Genomic DNA, 16,101 nt, shown 5'->3' on the forward strand with positions numbered 1-16,101 from the left:
CCGACGGTCGGCCGGTCACCAGCGGTAGTGGGCGAAGGCGCGGTTCGACTCCGCCATCTTGTGCATGTCCTCGCGCCGCTTGACGCTGGCGCCGAGGCCGTTGCTGGCGTCGAGCAGCTCGTTCATGAGGCGCTCGACCATGGTCTTCTCACGGCGCTGGCCGGAGTAGGTGACCAGCCAACGCAGCCCCAGGGTGGTCTGCCGGACGGCACGGACCTCGACGGGGACCTGGTAGGTCGCGCCACCGACACGGCGGCTGCGGACCTCGAGGGCCGGCTTCACGTTGTCGAGAGCGCGCTTCAGCGTGACGACCGGGTCGGTGCCGGTCTTGTCACGGGTGCCCTCGAGGGCGGCGTAGACGATGCGCTCGGCGAGCGACCGCTTTCCGTCCTTGAGGACCTTGTTCACCAGCTGGGTGACCAGCGGCGAGCCGTAGACCGGGTCCGAGACCAGCGGACGCTTCGGGGCGGGGCCCTTGCGGGGCATCAGCTCTTCTCCTTCTTCGCGCCGTAGCGGCTGCGGGACTGCTTGCGGTTCTTCACGCCCTGGGTGTCCAGCGACCCACGGATGACCTTGTAGCGCACGCCGGGGAGGTCCTTCACACGACCACCGCGCACGAGCACGATGCTGTGCTCCTGCAGGTTGTGGCCCTCACCGGGGATGTACGCGGTGACCTCGATGCCACTGGACAGGCGCACACGGGCGACCTTGCGCAGCGCCGAGTTCGGCTTCTTGGGCGTGGTGGTGTACACGCGGGTGCAGACCCCGCGGCGCTGGGGGCTTCCCTTCAGCGCGGCGGTCTTGGTCTTGGAGACCTTGTCCTCGCGGCCCTTGCGGACCAGCTGCTGGATCGTGGGCATGAACCGTCTACTTCTTCCCGTCGACGTGGCTCGACTGTCTCGCTCGCCGTGACACTGGTGATCTTGGTTCGGTGTCCCGGGCTCCGGGCGCCGGCGTGGCTGCCGGCTCTCGCCGAACTCCGCCACCGTCGCGCCGGACCCCGAGGTCGGGCGTGTCGTCCCGGGCACGCTCGGGGCCGGAAGGGCCCCGCGGAGGCTGTCGGGACGTCCGGCGTGCCCTGCTCCGGGGCGCAACCACAGATCTGAGGGTCGGAACCAACGGATCGGTGCACACCACGGGACACGCGGACCTGCCCGACCGGAGCCGAGCACAAGACATGAGAATACCCGGCCCTCTTCGACACGGTCAAAGCGGGTCCGTTCCGGGCGTTCGCCTCGGACCTGCCTTCGGGGCCATCGGGGGCTTCGATGGTCCTCGGATCCCCCGGGACGACGCCCCGGAGGAGACCTGTGGTGACCCGACGATGCCGCACGACGCCGTCACTGGCAAGCGGACTCACCCGCTCGTCGCAGATCGACGGCCGCTCGTCGCGGTCGGATCGGTGGTGGGCGATGACTGCGCCCCAGCGGGATCCCGCCGTGTCGATCACGGTGTGGATCACCCTGTGGACGGTGGCGACGGAGGGACGGTTACGGTCCGGTATGCACCTGCCGACGGCCGTCAACCGCCTCGCCACGCGCGCACTCATCGCGCCCTTGCTCGCCCCGACACTACCCGTCGCCCTGCGGCGGCGTGGACTCGACCTCGTCGGTGCGTCGCTCCCGCTCCCCCGCGGCACCCGTCGGGCCCGCGGGACGCTCGGCGGGGTGCCCACCGCGGTCGTCGCACCGCCCGGGCCGACGGCCCCGCACCGGGTGCTCTACCTGCACGGCGGCGGGTACCTCGTGGGGTCCTCGGCGTCGCACCGGCCGCTGCTCGCCGGGCTCGCGCACGCCACCGGCAGCGCGGTCCTCGCCCCGCACTACCGGCTCGCCCCGGAGCACCCGTTCCCGGCCGCCCTCGACGACGCGTACGCCGCCTGGACCGCCCTGCGGGCCGCGGGGATCCCGGCCCGGCACATCGCGGTCGCCGGCGACTCCGCGGGTGGCGGGCTGACCATGTCGCTGCTGCTGCGGCTGCGCGCGGCCGGCGAGGACCTGCCGGGCTCGATCGGGCTGATCTCGCCCTGGCTGGACCTGTCCTGCACCGCGGACGCGCTCACCCGCAACGTCGCCTTCGACGCGATGCTCGACCCGTCCTGGCTGCCCGACGCCGTCGCCGACTACGCGGGGCCGCACACCGGCGCCCCCGAGCTCCTGCCGCTCGACGCGGACCTGGCCGGGCTGCCGCCGCTGCACGTCGTCGCCGGTGCCGACGAGATCCTCGTCGACGACGCCGACACCCTCGTCGAGCGCGCCCGCGCGGCCGGGACACCGGTCACCTACGAGCGCGCGCCCGGCATGTGGCACGCCTTCCCGACGCTGGCCGGGCTGCTGGCGGAGGCCGACGCCTCGCTGCGCACCCTGGGCCTGGCCCTGCGGGCGGACTGCCTGCGCTGAGGCCCGCTCCCCCCGGGCGGCCCCGGAACGCACGAACGGGGCCGGGCACCGCCACGGGAGAGCGGTGTCCGGCCCCGTCCGGGACCTGTCCGGTCACGGTCCGGACCCACCGTCGTGGGTCCGGACCGGACGGCTACCTCAGCGGTAGTCGCGACCGAAGTCGTAGTCGTCCAGCGGCACCGCGGCACCGGTGCCCGTGCCGAAGACGTCCGGGCTGTAGTAGCCGTCGTCGTAGCTCGGCAGCGCGTAGGCGGCCGCGCGGGCCTCCTCGGTCGGCTGGACCTGGATGTTGCGGTACCGGTTGATGCCGGTACCGGCCGGGATCAGCTTACCGATGATCACGTTCTCCTTGAGCCCGACGAGCTTGTCGCGCTTTCCGTTGATCGCGGCATCGGTGAGGATGCGGGTGGTCTCCTGGAACGAGGCCGCGGACAGCCACGACTCCGTCGCCAGCGAGGCCTTGGTGATCCCCATCAGGACCGGACGGCCGGAGGCCGGCTCCAGACCCTCGGCGACGACCCGGCGGTTCTCGGACTCGAACTCGCCCCGCTCGGCCAGTGCGCCGGGCAGGAACTCGGTCGCACCCGAGTCGATGATCGTGACCCGGCGCAGCATCTGCCGGACGATGACCTCGATGTGCTTGTCGTGGATGTCCACGCTCTGCGTGCGGTACACCTTCTGCACCTCACGCACGAGGTGCAGCTGCACCTCACGCGGGCCCATGACACGCAGCACCTCGTGCGGGTCCGCCATGCCCTCGAGGAGCAGCTGGCCGACCGTCACGTGGTCGCCGTCCGCGAGCGGACGCTCGGTGCCGTCGACGGTGGTCATCCCGAGCCACTGCCGCTTGGACAGCTTCTCGTAGACGATCTCCTCGCCGCCGTCGTCCGGGATCAGCGTGATCTTCCAGAACCGGTCGCCGTCCTCGATGCGGATGCGGCCGTCGACGTCGGCGATCGGCGCCTTGCCGCGCGGGACCCGGGCCTCGAACAGCTCGGTGACACGCGGCAGACCGGTCGTGATGTCGTCACCCGCGACGCCACCCTGCTTGAACGTACGCATCGTCAGCTGGGTGCCGGGCTCACCGATCGACTGCGCGGCGACGATGCCGACGGCCTCGCCGACGTCCACCAGCTTGCCGGTGGCCATCGAGCGGCCGTAGCACATGCCGCAGATACCGGTGGCCGAGGCGCAGGTCAGCGCGGAGCGGACCCGGACCGTCTTGACGCCGGCCGCGACGAGCGCGTCGAGCACGGCGTCGCCGAGGTCGTCGCCCTTGCGGACCAGCACGGTGCCGTCCGCCGCGGTGATCTCCTCGCCGGAGGTCCGGGCGTACACCGAGGTGCGCAGGTAACGGTGCGGGATGAACCGACCGTCGCTCGTCTCCTCGGTGACCGCCATCGGGATGGCGCGCTCGGTGCCGCAGTCGACCTCGCGGACGATGACGTCCTGCGACACGTCGACCAGACGACGGGTCAGGTACCCGGAGTCCGCGGTCCGCAGCGCGGTGTCCGCCAGACCCTTACGGGTGCCGTGCGTGGAGATGAAGTACTCCAGCACCGACAGGCCCTCGCGGTACGAGGCCTTGATCGGACGCGGGATGAACTCGCCCTTGGGGTTCGCGACCAGACCCTTCATGCCCGCCAGCTGGCGGATCTGGGTCATGTTGCCCGCGGCCCCGGACTGCACGATCGTCGGGATCGGGTTGTCCTCGGGGAAGTTCTGCTCCATCGCCTTGGCGACCTCCTCGGTCGCCCGGCTCCAGATCTTGACCATCTCGTCGTTGCGCTCCTGGTGCGACAGGGCACCACGCTGGTAGCGCTTGTTGATCTGGTCGGCCTTCGCCTCGTACTCCTCGAGAATGCCCGCCTTGGCCGGCGGGACCAGCACGTCCGCGATCGAGATCGTGACGCCGGAGCGCGTGGCCCAGTAGAAGCCCGCGTCCTTCAGCCGGTCCAGGACCTGCGCGACCTCGGTCATCGAGTAGCGCTCGGCCAGCTCGTTGACGATCGTGGCCTGGCGCTTCTTCGGCAGCGGCTCGTTGACGAACGGGTAGTCCGCCGGCAGGAGCTCGTTGAACAGCACCCGCCCGAGCGTGGTCTCCGCGGTCCAGACGCCCTCCTCGGTCACGGTCTCGGCGTCCGTGCCCGGGGTCGGGGTGACCTGCGGGAGCCGGATCTTGATCGGCGCCTGCAGGTGGAGGACCTTGCGGTCGTAGGCCATGATCGCCTCGGCCGCGGAGCCGTAGTGGTTCCCGGCGCCGTGGGCCTCCTCGCGGAGACGGGTCAGGTGGTACAGACCCGTGACCATGTCCAGACGCGGCATCGCCAGCGGGCGACCCGACGCCGGGGACAGGATGTTGTTCGACGACAGCATCAGCACGCGGGCCTCGGACTGCGCCTCGGCCGACAGCGGCAGGTGCACCGCCATCTGGTCACCGTCGAAGTCCGCGTTGAACGCCTCGCAGACCAGCGGGTGCAGCTGGATGGCCTTGCCCTCCACCAGCTGCGGCTCGAAGGCCTGGATGCCGAGACGGTGCAGCGTGGGCGCACGGTTCAGCAGCACGGGGTGCTCGGAGATGACCTCCTCGAGCACGTCCCACACCTGCGAGCGGCCGCGCTCGACCATCCGCTTGGCGGACTTGATGTTCTGCGCGTGGTTGAGGTCCACCAGGCGCTTCATCACGAACGGCTTGAACAGCTCCAGCGCCATCTGCTTGGGCAGACCGCACTGGTGCAGCTTCAGCTGCGGGCCGACGACGATGACCGAACGGCCCGAGTAGTCGACGCGCTTGCCGAGCAGGTTCTGGCGGAACCGGCCCTGCTTGCCCTTCAGCAGGTCGGACAGCGACTTGAGCGGGCGGTTGCCCGGACCGGTCACCGGCCGGCCGCGACGCCCGTTGTCGAACAGCGCGTCGACGGACTCCTGGAGCATCCGCTTCTCGTTGTTGACGATGATCTCGGGCGCGCCGAGGTCGATCAGTCGCTTGAGGCGGTTGTTCCGGTTGATGACCCGGCGGTACAGGTCGTTCAGGTCCGAGGTCGCGAAGCGGCCACCGTCGAGCTGCACCATCGGGCGCAGGTCAGGCGGGATGACCGGGACGCAGTCGAGCACCATGCCCATCGGCGAGTTGCCGGTGGTCTGGAACGCCGCGACGACCTTCAGTCGCTTGAGCGCACGCAGCTTCTTCTGGCCCTTGCCGGACCGGATGATCTCGCGCAGCTTCTCGGCCTCGGCCGGGATGTCGAAGTTCTCCAGCAGCTTCTGGATCGCCTCGGCACCCATGGCACCGGTGAAGTAGTCGCCGTAGCGGTCGTAGAGCTCGCGGTAGATGGACTCGTCCGCGATGAGCTGCTGGACGTCGAGCTTGGTGAACGTCGTCCAGATCTCGTCGAGCCGGTCCAGCTCGCGCTGGGCACGGTCGCGCAGCTGGCGCATCTCGCGCTCGCCGCCGTCCTTGACCTTGCGGCGGACGTCGCCCTTGGCACCCTCGGCCTCGAGCTCGGCGATGTCGGCCTCGAGCTTCTGGGCGCGGGCCTCCAGGTCGGCGTCGCGGGTCTGCTCGACCCGGCGGCGCTCCACGCTCATCTCGTTCTCGAGCGTGGACATGTCGTTGTGCCGCAGCTCGGTGTTCACCGAGGTGATCACGTACGCCGCGAAGTAGATGATCTTCTCGAGGTCCTTGGGGGCCAGGTCGAGCAGGTAGCCCAGCCGGCTCGGGACGCCCTTGAAGTACCAGATGTGCGTGACCGGGGCGGCCAGCTCGATGTGGCCCATCCGCTCACGACGCACCTTGGCGCGCGTGACCTCCACGCCGCAGCGCTCGCAGATGATGCCCTTGAACCGGACGCGCTTGTACTTGCCGCAGTAGCACTCCCAGTCCCGGGTCGGACCGAAGATCTTCTCGCAGAAGAGCCCGTCCTTCTCCGGCTTCAGGGTGCGGTAGTTGATGGTCTCGGGCTTCTTGACCTCACCGTGCGACCACTGGCGGATGCCCTCGGCGGTGGCCAGGCCGATGCGCAGTTCGTCGAAGAAGTTGACGTCGAGCACGTATGTCCTCTGTTTCTTCGTTTAAAGGGCGGCTGGTCGGACGGGGGTCAGTTGACGACGTCGTCGACGGTCATCGACTCCGAGCCCGGGCGGCTGGACAGGTTGATGCCCAGGTTCGCCGCGGCACGCTCGAGGTCCTCGTCGTCGGCGTCCCGCATCTCGATCGCCGCACCGTCGCTGGAGAGCACCTCGACGTTCAGGCAGAGCGACTGCAGCTCCTTGAGGAGCACCTTGAACGACTCGGGGATCCCCGGCTCCGGGATGTTCTCGCCCTTGACGATCGCCTCGTAGACCTTCACGCGGCCCACGACGTCGTCGGACTTGATCGTCAGCAGCTCCTGCAGGGTGTAGGCGGCGCCGTACGCCTGCATCGCCCAGCACTCCATCTCACCGAAGCGCTGGCCACCGAACTGCGCCTTACCGCCCAGCGGCTGCTGGGTGATCATCGAGTAGGGGCCGGTCGACCGGGCGTGGATCTTGTCGTCCACCAGGTGGGCCAGCTTCAGGATGTACATGTAGCCGACCGCGACCGGGAACGGGTACGGCTCACCGGAGCGGCCGTCGAGCAGCTGCGCCTTGCCGTCCGGACCGACCATCCGCTCGCCGTCCCGGTTGGGACGGGTCGAGCCCAGCAGACCCGTGATCTCGTGCTCGCGCGCACCGTCGAACACCGGCGTCGCGGTGTTCGTGTCGGCGGGCACCGAGTAGAGCTCCTCGGGCATCTGCGCCGCCCACTCGGGCGTGCCCTCGATCTCCCAGCCGGACTTGGCGATCCACCCGAGGTGGGTCTCCAGGATCTGGCCGATGTTCATACGACGCGGCACACCGTGGGTGTTCAGGATGATGTCGACCGGCGTGCCGTCCGGGAGGAACGGCATGTCCTCCTGCGGGAGGATCTTGCCGATGACGCCCTTGTTGCCGTGCCGGCCGGCGAGCTTGTCGCCGTCGGAGATCTTGCGCTTCTGGGCCACGTAGACGCGGACCAGCTCGTTGACGCCCGGGGCCAGCTCGTCGTCGTCGTCGCGGGAGAAGACCCGGATGCCGATGACCTTGCCGTTCTCGCCGTGCGGGACCTTCAGCGAGGTGTCGCGGACCTCGCGCGCCTTCTCACCGAAGATCGCGCGGAGCAGGCGCTCCTCCGGGGTCAGCTCGGTCTCGCCCTTGGGCGTGACCTTGCCGACCAGGATGTCGCCGGGCTGGACCTCGGCGCCGATCCGGATGATGCCGCGCTCGTCGAGGTCGGCCAGCACGTCCTCGGAGACGTTCGGGATGTCCCGGGTGATCTCCTCGGCGCCCAGCTTCGTGTCGCGCGCGTCGATCTCGTGCTCCTCGATGTGGATCGAGGTGAGCACGTCGTCCTGCACGAGGCGCTGCGACAGGATGATCGCGTCCTCGTAGTTGTGGCCCTCCCACGGCATGATCGCCACGAGCAGGTTCTTGCCCAGCGCCATCTCACCGTTCTCGGTGCAGGGACCGTCGGCGAGCACCTGGCCCACCTCGACCCGCTGCCCCTCGTCCACGATGGGCTTCTGGTTGTTGCAGGTGCCCTGGTTCGAGCGGCGGAACTTGTTCAGACGGTAGGTCTGACGCTGCCCCTCGTCGTCCATGACGGTGATGTAGTCGGCGCACAGCTCCTCGACGACACCGGCGGACTCGGCGGTGACGACGTCACCGGCGTCGACGGCGGCACGCAGCTCCATGCCGGTACCGACCAGCGGCGACTCCGAGCGCAGCAGCGGCACCGACTGGCGCTGCATGTTCGCGCCCATCAGCGCGCGGTTCGCGTCGTCGTGCTCGAGGAACGGGATCATCGCCGTCGCGACCGACACCATCTGGCGCGGCGAGACGTCGATGTACTCGACGCCCGAGGGCGAGATCAGGTCGACCTCGCCGCCCTTGCGGCGGACCAGGATCCGGTCCTCGGCGAACGAGCCGTCCTCGTTGAGGCGGGCGTTCGCCTGGGCGACGACGAAGCGGTCCTCCTCGTCGGCGGTCAGGTAGTCGATCTGGGAGGTGACGACACCCTCGACGACCTTGCGGTACGGCGTCTCGATGAAGCCGAACGGGTTGACCCGCGCGAAGGACGCCAGCGAGCCGATCAGACCGATGTTCGGACCCTCGGGGGTCTCGATCGGGCACATGCGGCCGTAGTGCGACGGGTGGACGTCGCGGACCTCCATGCCGGCACGCTCACGGGACAGACCGCCCGGGCCCAGCGCCGACAGGCGGCGCTTGTGGGTCAGTCCGGCCAGCGGGTTGTGCTGGTCCATGAACTGCGACAGCTGCGAGGTGCCGAAGAACTCCCGGATCGCGGCCGTGATCGGCCGGGTGTTGATCAGGGTCTGCGGCGTGATGGCCTCGACGTCCTGGGTGGTCATCCGCTCGCGGACGACCCGCTCGGTGCGGGACAGACCGACCCGGACCTGGTTCTGGATCAGCTCGCCGACGGTGCGCAGGCGCCGGTTGCCGAAGTGGTCGATGTCGTCGGTCTCGACCGGGATCTCCCGCGCGGAGTCACCGGAGCCCACGGCCATCGTGGTCTCGCCGGCGTGCAGCCGGACGAGGTACTCGATGGTGGTGGCGACATCCTCCTCGGTCAGCGTGCCGACCGAGTTCTCGATGTCGAGGCCGAGCTTCTTGTTGGCCTTGTAGCGACCGACCTTGGCCATGTCGTAGCGCTTGTCCTTGAAGAACAGGTTCTCCAGGAGCGCCTGGGCCGACTCGCGCGTCGGCGGCTCGCCGGGACGCAGCTTGCGGTAGATGTCGAGCAGCGCCTCGTCCTGGCCCGCGGTGTTGTCCTTCTCGAGCGTCGTCATGATCGTCTCGGAGAACCCGAAACGCTCACCGATCTGCTCGGCGGTCCACCCCAGGGCCTTCAGCAGCACGGTGACCGGCTGACGGCGCTTGCGGTCGATGCGGACACCGACGGTGTCGCGCTTGTCGACGTCGAACTCCAGCCACGCACCCCGACTCGGGATGATCTTGACCGAGTAGACGTCCTTCTCGGTCGTCTTGTCGATCGCGTGGTCGAAGTAGACACCCGGCGAACGGACGAGCTGCGACACGACGACGCGCTCGGTGCCGTTGATGATGAAGGTGCCCTTGTCGGTCATCACGGGGAACTCGCCCATGAAGACCGTCTGGGACTTGATCTCACCGGTGGTGTTGTTCGTGAACTCCGCCGTCACGAACAGCGGGGCACCGTAGGTCATGTCCTTGTCCCGGCACTCCTCGACGGAGGCCTTGACCTCGTCGAAGCGGGGGTCGGAGAAGGACAGCGACATCGAGCCCGAGAAGTCCTCGATCGGCGAGATCTCGGTGAGGATCTCCTCCAGACCGCTCACCGGGAGATCGTCACCGGCCTCGATCCGGCGCTGGAACCAGGCCTCGCTGCCGACCAGCCACTCGTACGACTGGATCTGCAGGTCGAGAAGGTCGGGGACCTCCAACGGCTGGGCGATCTTCGCGAAGGTGACCCGGGTGGGTGCGCCGGGGTAGTTCGGGTTCGCCGAAGCGGAGAGGGTCGAGGTGGTCGCGGCGGCGCGGGAGACAGCCAAGATGCGTCCTTCCGAGAACTGCGCTTCTCGTCTGGCGTGCGCCGGTGGCGGGCGCTACCGTCTCCCTCGATCCGATCGGGGTCCCCCCGGATCGAGAAGCCGGTAGCCGGCCACGTCGCACGCCGTCTGTTGTCGGGCGCTGACGGACGAACGAACCCCCGCACCCATGTCCGCCGAACCCTCTCCGGCGGCCGACGGATCGGTCCGGAAGTCTTCCCCGGTCATGAGCGCGTGAGCCTGGACGCAGACAGCGCAAAGAATGACTATAGACGCTGCGAGCGCAGCTGTCGAGACAGGTCGCCGATTCCAGCATCCAGGCAACCACCGTTGCCCAAGAGTGACCTGCACGCCGCACCGAGTCAAGTCCCACTTCGTCGACGAGCGGTCATCCTGCCGGGACGACCGGTCCACCGACGCCCGTTCAGGTCGCTCCGCGTGACGGTTGACACGGTGTCGTCGGGGCGCCAACGATCGGTCACAGGTCGGTGACGGCCGGCGGCGACGAAAGGACGACGATGTCCGACAGCACTCCTCCCATGCGCGAGCTCCTCGGTGACGACGCCCCCAGCAACTGGGGCAAGTGGGGTCCCGACGACGAGCTCGGCTGCCTGAACTACCTGGACGCGGGCGAGGTCCTGCGCGGCGTGCAGCACGTCCGGTCCGGCGAGGTGTTCACCCTGCAGATCCACATGGGACGCACCGAGGCGCCGGGCGACCCGCTGTGGCCGGGCCGCGAGGGCATCAAGCGCCAGAACGTCATGGACGAGGGCACCTGGGACTCGGCCGACGCGCCGCAGTTCCCCGGCGGTCTGCACTACGCCGACGACACCGCCCTCATCTTCCTGCAGGGCTCCACGCAGTACGACGCGCTCGGCCACGTCTGGTACGACGGCAAGCTCTGGAACGGCTACGACGCGCGCTCCACCGTCGACGCGATGGACCGGGCCTCGGTGCTGCCGATCGCGGAGAAGGGCGTCGTCGGGCGGGGCGTGCTCATCGACATGGCCCGGCACCGCGGCAAGGAATGGCTCGACAAGGGCGAGACCTTCGACCACACCGACCTCGAGGCCGCCGCGCAGGCACAGGGCGTCACGATCGAGCCGCACGACGTGCTCGTCATCCGCACCGGATGGATGAAGTACTGGTACGAGCTCAACGACCCGGCCACCTTCTACACCGACTTCACCGAGCCCGGGCTCACCTACTCGCGCGAGCTCGTGGAGTGGTTCCAGCGCAAGGAGATCCCGAACCTCGTCACCGACACGATCGCCAACGAGGTGACCAGCGAGCCGCACACCGGCGTCGCGCTCCCGCTGCACTGCGCGCTGATGCGCAACCTCGGCGTCGCCCTCACCGAGATCGCCTGGCTCGACGACCTCGCCGACGCCTGCGCCGCCGACGGACGGTGGAGCTTCCTCTACGCCGCGGCCCCGCTGAAGGTCGTCAACGGCACGGGGGCACCGGTGAACCCGATCGTGATCCGCTGATGTCCTACGCCGACCGCCCCTGGCTGGCCCGCTACGCCGAGGGCCAGCCGCACGACATCACCCCGGACTTCCCGGACGCGCTGTCGATGTTCCGCGCCGCGGTGGCGCGCAACCCCGACGGCGACGCGATCCGCTACTTCGACGGCGCGCTCACCTACCGCGAGCTCGACGAGCTCACCGACGCCTTCGCCGCCGGGCTGCTCGCCGGCGGGTTCACCGCGGGCGAGCGGGTCGCGATGTACCTGCAGAACGTGCCGCAGTTCGTCCTCGGCCTGGTCGGCACCTGGAAGGCCGGCGGCGTCGCGGTGTCGATCAACCCGATGAACCGGGAGCGGGAGCTGGAGCTGCTGCTGCGCGACTCCGGGTCGTCGGTGCTGGTGTGCCTGGAGTCGCTCTACGACGGCGTCGCGCGGACCGTGCTGGCCGGGCAGCCGGGTGTGCGCACCGTGCTCACCACCTCCGAGCGCGAGTTCCAGACCCGCGACGACCCGCGCGCGCTGCCCGACTCCGTGCGGCCGGACCTGTCCGGCGACGACGTCACCGACCTCGGCGCGTTCCTGGAGACGCACCGGGGCAGCACTCCCCCGCCGGTGTCGTTCACCGCAGGCGACACCGCGTTCCTCACCTACACCTCGGGGACCACCGGGCCGCCCAAGGGCGCGATGAACACCCACGGCAACGTCGTCTTCACCAGCCAGGCCTACGCCACCTGGTGCGGCCTCGGCGACGACGAGATCGTCCTCGGCATCGCCCCGCTGTTCCACATCACCGGGCTGATCGCGCACGTGACCCTCGCCCAGTACCTGGCCGCGCCGCTGGTGCTGTTCCACCGGTTCGAGCCGTCGCTGGGCGTCGACGTCATCCGGGAGCACCGGCCGACCCTGACCGTCGGGGCGATCACCGTGTTCATCGCGCTGATGAACGCCCCGAACGCCGACCGGGAGGCGTTCGCGTCGCTGCGCACGATCTGTTCGGGCGGGGCGCCGATCCCGCCGTCGACGGTCACCGCGTTCCACGACGCGTTCGGGCAGTGGATCCACAACATCTACGGGCTGACCGAGACCACCTCGCCGTCGCACGCGACGCCGATCGGCACGCAGGGGCCGGTGGACTCCGCGTCCGGGGCGCTGTCGGTCGGTGTCCCGATCTACGGCACCGTCGTGCGCATCCTCGACGACGACGGCGCGGAGCTCCCGCCCGGCGAGATCGGGGAGATCTGCACGTCCGGGCCGCAGGTCGTCGCGGGCTACTGGGGCAAGCCCGAGGAGACGGCCCACGCGTTCCCCACCGGGGAGCTCGCGCAGCCCGAACTCAGAACGGGGGACGTCGGCTACGTGGACGCCGACGGCTGGTTCTACATCGTCGACCGCAAGAAGGACCAGATCAACGCGGGCGGCTACAAGGTGTGGCCGCGCGAGGTGGAGGACGTGCTCTACGAGCACCCGGCGGTGCGGGAGGCCGCGGTGGTCGGCGTCGCCGACGAGTACCGGGGCGAGACGGTGAAGGCGTTCGTGTCGCTGCGGGCGGGCGCCTCGGCCACCCCGGAGGAGCTGATCGCGTTCACCAAGGAGCGGATGGCGGCCTACAAGTACCCGCGGCAGGTGGAGCTGCTCGACGAGGTCCCCAAGACCGTCACGGGCAAGGTGCTGCGCCGCGAGCTGCGGGCCCGCGAGCAGACCTGATCCCGGAGACGACGACGGGGCGCCGACCCGGTGGGTCGGCGCCCCGTCGTGCGAGCGGTGCTCAGGTCACTTGAGCGAGACCTTGGCGCCGGCCTCCTCGAGCTTCGTCTTGGCGGCCTCGGCGGCCTCCTTGGCGACACCCTCGAGCAGCGGCTTCGGCGCGGACTCGACGAGGTCCTTCGCCTCCTTCAGGCCCAGGCCCGAGACGACCTCACGGACGACCTTGATGACCTGGATCTTCTTGTCACCGGCGGCCTCGAGGACGACGTCGAACTCGTCCTTCTCCTCCTCGGCGGGGGCGGCACCGGCGGCGGGGGCACCCGCGGCGGCGACGGCGACCGGGGCGGCCGCGGTGACCTCGAAGGTCTCCTCGAACTTCTTCACGAAGTCCGAGAGCTCGAGCAGGGTGAGCTCCTTGAAGGCGTCGAGCAGCTCGTCGGTGGACAGCTTCGCCATGGTGGCGGTCCTTTCTCTACGAAAGACAGATGGGGGTGGTGATCAGCTCTCGGCGGAGTCGCCGTCGGCCTCGGCCGGAGCGGCGGACTCGCCGGACTCGGCCTTCTTGTCGGCCAGCGCCTGCGCGAGGCGGGCGACCTGCGAGGCCGGGGCGTTGAACAGCCCGGCGGCCTTGGACAGGTTCGCCTTCATCGCGCCGGCCAGCTTGGCCAGCAGGACCTCGCGGGTCTCGAGGTCCGCCAGCTGCTCGACCTCGGCGGTGGACAGGGCGCGCCCGTCCATGTACCCGCCCTTGATCGTCAGACCGGGGTTGTCCTTCGCGAACTGCTTGATCGCCTTCGCGGCCTCGACGGGCTCACCCTTGATGAAGGTGATGGCCGTCGGGCCGGCGAGCAGGTCGTCCAGGCCCTGGACCCCGGCCTCCGCCGCCGCGCGCTTGACCAGGGTGTTCTTCGCGACGCGGAAGTTCGCGCCCGCACCCAGGTCCCGGCGCAGCTGGGTCAGCTTGGCGACGCTGAGCCCGCGGTACTCGGTCACGACCGAGGCGTCCGACTCGCGGAAGCGGTTGGTGATCTCCTCGACCGCTGCGACCTTCTCAGGTGCTGCCATCGCTGCCCTCCTCTCGGGGGTCGGTCTCGTGCACGTGGGACGTGCTTGGGGGTGCCACCGACGCAGTTCCCACTCCGACCCCGGAGACGACGAACGCCCCGTGCGCAGCAGCACGGGGCGTCGGAAGTTCGTGGGGCGCTCGCGCGCCCGGTGTCGCCTCGTCCTCCTGCGCGGGCCGTCCGGACGTTCCCGGAACCTTCGTACGCCCTTCGGGAAGGACGCGGACCTGCGGTCTTCGGTGGATCGGGAGTAACCATACTCCTCGCCGTACCCCCGGTTCACCCGGGGGTACGGCGAGGCGGGACCTGCTCAGGCCGGCGTCATCGCCGAGATCTTCCAGCGGCCGTCGACGAACTGGGCGTCGACCCGCAGCCGGGCCGCCGCGGCGCCCTCCTGCGGGGCGCCGCCGTCGGCCTGGCGGCGGATGACCTGGTTGACGAAGGCGTAGACGGTCGCGCGGTCGCCGTCGATGCTCGCCACGGCGAGCTTCGGGATCGTCGCGGTGACCACGGCCTTCTGCTGCGGGGCCAGGTCCTTCACGCTGCCGAAGATCTTGTCGAACTCCGGCTGGAAGCCCGGGGTGATGACGCCGCGGGCGTCGTCCTCGGCCTGCTGGAGGCGGGCGTAGTCGAAGGAGTAGACCTTCGTGATCGCCTCACCGACCTGCTCGCTGACCTGCGCGGTGGTGCCGACGTCGGTGAGCGCGGTGTTGGACGCCGACCCGGTGAAGGTGGTGCGGTACCACTCGGCGCCGAAGAACGCGGCGGCCGCGACGAGCAGCACCGTGACGGCGAGCAGCAGGCCGGTCGCGCGCCGGCTGGTCGGGGCGGACAGCACCGACCGGCGGCGCGGGGTGCCGTCGGCGTCGGCCGGGGCGCCGTCGGCGTCGTCGGCGGCCGTGCCGGGGGTGTCGGTGCGCCCGGCGTCGCCGGAGCGCACCGGTGCGGCGGACGGGACCGCGTCACCGGAGCGCTCGTCGAGGGCGACACCGCCGGTGCCGGTCTCCTCCTCGTCGGGCTCGTCGGCGCGGGTGCGCGGGCGGCCCGCGACCTGGGGCCTGCGGATGCCGCCCGCGGGGCGGCGGCGGGGGGTGGACATGCGGTGACCTCCTGGGGTGGTCGACCTGGGAGCGGGGCGGTGCGGGGCACCGCCGGGGGGCCGGGGGTCGGGCCGGAGGGTCAGCCCGTACCCGGGGTGACCAGCGGCTCCAGTGCGTCGACCTTCCAGCCGTCGTCGGTGCGGACCATGCCGAGCTCGATGCGCTGGCGGGTCACGGCGGGCTGACCGCCCTCGGGCGTGACGGTCACGTCGACGCCGGCGAGCACCCGGGCGGTCCCGGCGCGCGGGTCGACCTCGGTCACCGCGGCGTCGGTCACGGTCGCGGCGGTGGTGCGCTTCTGGTCGGTGACCAGCTTGGCGTAGGCGTCGCGGTTGGACACGAACTCGTCGCGGACCGACCCGGCCGAGGACTGGATCCACAGGTCCAGGCCCTTCTGGGCGTCCTTGTGGTCCAGGGTGTTCAGGTTGATCACGGCCTGGCGGGCGTCACGGAGCGCCTCGTCGCGGGCCTGGGCGACCTGGGTGGCGTCGCTGTTCAGCGCGAACAGCCACAGGCCGCCCAGCACGAGCGCGAGCACCGCCGCGACGACGGCGGCCACGGGCAGGGCCCTGGCGAGCGGTCCGGGCGGGGCCTGGCCGCCGTCCGAACCGGTGGCAGGCTCCACGGGCGCGGCACCGTCGGGGGTGTCGGCCGTCGGGTCGGCCTTCGTGTCGGCGTCGGAGCCGGCAACGTCGGTGTTCATCGGGGAGCGTTCCTCCTCCCGGCTGCGGGGGCACAGCCGCTCGGCGACCGCACCGGGCG

11 protein-coding genes are annotated in these 16,101 nt (G+C 70.3%); 3 read left to right on the forward strand and 8 right to left on the reverse strand.

Translation table 11 applies throughout. The annotated features are described in order from the left end of the window. Window positions 1-15 precede the first annotated feature (15 nt). Both rpsG and rpsL read right to left on the reverse strand, forming a co-directional pair. A complete protein-coding gene (gene rpsG / locus DMP17_RS42895) occupies window positions 16-486 on the reverse strand; it encodes a 30S ribosomal protein S7 (protein ID WP_020622942.1) in 471 nt (156 codons plus the stop codon). Then, window positions 486-860, reverse strand: a complete 375-nt coding sequence (rpsL, locus tag DMP17_RS42900; RefSeq protein ID WP_020622943.1) for a 30S ribosomal protein S12 — start codon at window positions 858-860, stop codon at window positions 486-488. Before rpsL ends, rpsG begins: the two co-directional genes overlap by 1 nt. 453 nt (window positions 861-1,313) lie before the next feature. On the opposite strand from rpsL, the gene DMP17_RS42905 reads away from it, so the two are divergent. After that, the gene (locus tag DMP17_RS42905; protein ID WP_337832488.1) at window positions 1,314-2,399 is read left to right on the forward strand and encodes an alpha/beta hydrolase; all 1,086 of its coding nucleotides are present in this window, start codon (window positions 1,314-1,316) and stop codon (window positions 2,397-2,399) included. Window positions 2,400-2,537: 138 nt separating this feature from the next. On the opposite strand, the gene DMP17_RS42910 is transcribed toward DMP17_RS42905, so the two are convergent. Then, window positions 2,538-6,449 carry a DNA-directed RNA polymerase subunit beta' gene (locus DMP17_RS42910; protein WP_226367636.1) on the reverse strand — a complete coding sequence of 1,304 codons (3,912 nt, stop codon included), beginning with the start codon at window positions 6,447-6,449 and terminating at the stop codon, window positions 2,538-2,540. Between the two features lie 47 nt (window positions 6,450-6,496). Further along, a complete protein-coding gene (rpoB, locus tag DMP17_RS42915; RefSeq protein WP_226353831.1) occupies window positions 6,497-10,006 on the reverse strand; it encodes a DNA-directed RNA polymerase subunit beta in 3,510 nt (1,169 codons plus the stop codon). Window positions 10,007-10,542: 536 nt separating this feature from the next. Here rpoB and DMP17_RS42920 point away from each other — a divergent pair. Together DMP17_RS42920 and DMP17_RS42925 are read left to right on the forward strand one after the other, a co-directional pair. After that, on the forward strand, window positions 10,543-11,493 hold the full coding sequence (locus tag DMP17_RS42920; RefSeq protein ID WP_238590145.1) for a cyclase family protein: 951 nt from the start codon (window positions 10,543-10,545) through the stop codon (window positions 11,491-11,493). Continuing rightward, complete coding sequence (locus DMP17_RS42925) at window positions 11,493-13,175, forward strand: AMP-binding protein (RefSeq protein ID WP_337832489.1); 1,683 nt, start codon at window positions 11,493-11,495, stop codon at window positions 13,173-13,175. Before DMP17_RS42920 ends, DMP17_RS42925 begins: the two co-directional genes overlap by 1 nt. Before the next feature lie 66 nt (window positions 13,176-13,241). Here the strand turns inward: DMP17_RS42925 and rplL are convergent, their stop codons facing one another. From rplL to DMP17_RS42945, 4 genes are all read right to left on the reverse strand, one after another. Further along, entirely contained in the window at window positions 13,242-13,631 is a 390-nt protein-coding gene (gene rplL, locus DMP17_RS42930; protein ID WP_062397856.1) for a 50S ribosomal protein L7/L12, read from the reverse strand. A 42-nt stretch (window positions 13,632-13,673) separates the two neighbouring features. Beyond that, entirely contained in the window at window positions 13,674-14,240 is a 567-nt protein-coding gene (gene rplJ, locus DMP17_RS42935; protein ID WP_226353833.1) for a 50S ribosomal protein L10, read from the reverse strand. 309 nt (window positions 14,241-14,549) lie between these two features. Continuing rightward, a complete protein-coding gene (locus tag DMP17_RS42940; RefSeq protein WP_337832490.1) occupies window positions 14,550-15,338 on the reverse strand; it encodes a hypothetical protein in 789 nt (262 codons plus the stop codon). Between the two features lie 80 nt (window positions 15,339-15,418). Beyond that, window positions 15,419-16,042 (reverse strand): hypothetical protein, encoded by a 624-nt coding sequence (locus tag DMP17_RS42945; RefSeq protein ID WP_337832491.1) that lies wholly within the window; start codon window positions 16,040-16,042, stop codon window positions 15,419-15,421. Window positions 16,043-16,101 lie beyond the last annotated feature (59 nt).

Source organism: Pseudonocardia sp. TMWB2A (assembly GCF_017312135.1).